2 protein-coding genes are annotated in these 2,960 nt (G+C 70.2%); both read right to left on the bottom strand.

Features of this window, described 5'->3' with window-relative positions; genetic code table 11:
• Positions 1 to 113: 113 nt before the first annotated feature.
• Complete coding sequence (locus tag A6Q79_RS16165) at positions 114 to 779, bottom strand: hypothetical protein (protein WP_067853603.1); 666 nt, start codon at positions 777 to 779, stop codon at positions 114 to 116.
• A 119-nt stretch (positions 780 to 898) separates the two neighbouring features.
• The coding region (locus A6Q79_RS16160; protein WP_317698770.1) for a methylmalonyl-CoA mutase family protein at positions 899 to 2,960 on the bottom strand (2,062 nt) is incomplete at its 5' end.

Here is a 2,960-nt window from a genome sequence, read left to right as displayed (position 1 = left end):
GTCCTCCTCCGTACCCCGCAGACGCCCGCTCGTGCGGTCCACCCTCGTCCGGACGCACCGCACCCCACGGTCGCGGGGGCCGTGGGGGGCGGGGTGGGGTCGGTCGGTGCTGGTCAGCGACCGAGGCCGGCCTTGTCGACCTTGCGGTGGAAGTGCATGCCGGCGAGGCCGCCGAGCGCAGCGCCCACGAGGGCCGTGGCGACGACGCCGACGAGCGCGACGACGCCCTGCAGGCTCAGGCCGGACAGGCTGTCCGGGATGCGCGGGAACGCGTTCAGGTTGTCGAACACGTTGTACTGCGAACCGGCGACGGCGCCGAGGATCGCGATGACGATCGCAGCGACGACGGCCCAGCCGAACACCGCGATGCCCTGGCGGATGCCGTCGAAGCGGGCCATGCGACCGGCGACGTAGCCGCCGCTGTAGTAGGACACGAACACGACGACGAGGAGCAGGATGACGCCGGCCCAGCCGATCTCGTCGGCGGAGATGCCCTGGTTCTGGGCTGCGTCCGTGAGGTCGGAGGTGTCGGACACGAGACCGACGCCGGCGCCGGCCGCGGCGACGAGCGCCGTCAGCAGCACGGTCATGCCGGTCGCGGTGATCCAGCCGAAGAAGGCGCAGACGATCTTGATGCCACCGAACCGCTCCTTCTCGCGGTCGACGACGTCGCGACGGTCGAGCGTCGGGTCGGTGCGGCCGGCCACCGGCTCGCGGTGGGCGGGCGCGGCGTCGCGGTGGGCCGGGGTGGCCTCGGGGCGGGGGTCGTGGGTGGTCATGGTGGGGCTCCTGTCGCTGAGCTCGATCGATCGGCGATCGGGTCTTGACTTTCACGGTAGGACGTGATCGTGATACCGGCGACTCGAACGAGGTGCCGGCGCCCCCACCGGGCTCGCGCTCAGACGTTGCGCCGGTACTGCCCCCCGACCTCGAAGAACGCCTCGGTCACCTGCTGGAGCGAGCACACGCGCGCGGCCTCCATGAGGACCGCGAACACGTTCTCGCCCGACGTGGCCGCGTCCTTCAGCCGGGTGATTGCCTCCTCCGCGCTCGACCGGTGCGCCTGCTGGAACGCGTGCACCCGGTCGAGCTGCGACTGCTTCTCCGACTCCGTCGCACGGGCCAGCTCGACGACGTGCTCCTCGCCCTCGGCGTCGGGTCGGCGGAAGGTGTTGACACCGATGATCGGCAGCGAGCCGTCGTGCTTGCGGTGCTCGTAGAGCATCGACTCGTCCTGGATCCGGCCGCGCTGGTAGCCGGTCTCCATCGCGCCCAGCACGCCGCCGCGCTCGTTGATCGCGTCGAACTCGGCCAGCACAGCAGCCTCGACGAGGTCGGTGAGCTCGTCGATGACGTACGAGCCCTGCAGCGGGTTCTCGTTCATCGCGAGGCCCCACTCACGGTTGATGATCAGCTGGATGGCGAGCGCCCGGCGCACCGACTCGGTCGTCGGCGTCGTGACCGCCTCGTCGTAGGCGTTGGTGTGCAGGCTGTTGGCGTTGTCGTAGATCGCGATGAGCGCCTGCAGGGTCGTGCGGATGTCGTTGAAGTCCATCTCCTGCGCGTGGAGGGAGCGACCCGAGGTCTGCACGTGGTACTTCAGCTTCTGGCTGCGCTCGTTCGCGCCGTACTTCTCCTTCATCGCCACCGCCCAGATGCGGCGTGCGACGCGGCCGAGCACCGAGTACTCGGGGTCCATGCCGTTGGAGAAGAAGAACGACAGGTTCGGTGCGAAGTCGTCGACGTCCATGCCGCGCGCGAGGTAGGACTCGACGTAGGTGAAGCCGTTCGCGAGGGTGAACGCGAGCTGGCTGATGGGGTTCGCCCCGGCCTCGGCGATGTGGTAGCCCGAGATCGAGACGGAGTAGAAGTTCCGCACGCCCTCGTCGATGAAGTACTGCTGGATGTCGCCCATCATGCGCAGGCTGAACTCCGTGGAGAACAGGCACGTGTTCTGGCCCTGGTCCTCCTTGAGGATGTCGGCCTGCACGGTGCCGCGCACGTTCTTCAGCGCGTACGAGCGCAGCTCGGCGTGCTCGGTCTCGTCGGGCTCGCGTCCCTCGCGCTCGCGGAAGGCGTCGACCTGCTGGTCGATGACGGTGTTGAGGAAGAAGGCGAGCACCGTGGGGGCCGGACCGTTGATGGTCATCGAGACCGACGTGCTCGGCGAGACGAGGTCGAAGCCGTCGTAGAGCGCCTTCATGTCGTCCAGCGTCGCGACCGAGACCCCCGAGGTGCCGACCTTGCCGTACACGTCGGGGCGCGGGTCGGGGTCGCGGCCGTAGAGCGTCACGGAGTCGAAGGCGGTGGAGAGGCGGGTGGCCTCCCCGTCCTCGCTGAGCAGCTTGAAGCGCCGGTTGGTGCGGAACGGGTCGCCCTCGCCGGCGAACATGCGGGCGGGGTCCTCCCCGTCCCGCTTGAACGGGAAGACGCCAGCCGTGTACGGGAAGAACCCGGGGAGGTTCTCTCGGCGCCAGAAGCGCACCAGGTCGCCGTGGCCGGTGAACCGGGGGAGGGAGACGCGCGGGATCTTGTTCCCCGACAGGGACTCGCGGGTCAGCTGCGTGACGATCTCGCGGTCGCGGACCCGCACCACCTGCTCGTCGCCGGAGTAGGACTCCACGACGGCGGGCCAGCCGGCGATCTGGTCGGCGACGTCGTGGGGCACCTGCCTGCGGGCGGACTCGAGCAGCGTCGTGACGGCGTCGGCGTCGAGGCCGCCGTCGTCGAGCTCGGCGACGGTGGTCTGGAGGCGCTGTGCGCGGTCGGCGGCGTCGGCGAGCCGTTCGGTCTCGGCGTGGTACCCGCGGACCGTCTCGGTGATCTCGGACAGGTAGCGGGCACGGTCGGCGGGCACGACGGCCTGGATGCCCGACGAGCAGCGCACGGCGACCGGCGCGAGGGTGCCCTCGGCGACCGGCAGGCCGCGCCCGGCGAGGTGGTCGTGCAGGTGCTGGTAG

Origin of the sequence: Aeromicrobium sp. REDSEA-S32_B7 (genome assembly GCF_001626145.1) — a bacterium.
In the GTDB taxonomy this organism is placed as follows: Bacteria; Actinomycetota; Actinomycetes; order Propionibacteriales; family Nocardioidaceae; genus Aeromicrobium; species Aeromicrobium erythreum.
The sequence above is the reverse complement of the archived record's forward strand: the minus strand, read 5'-3'. Positions and strand labels throughout refer to the sequence as shown.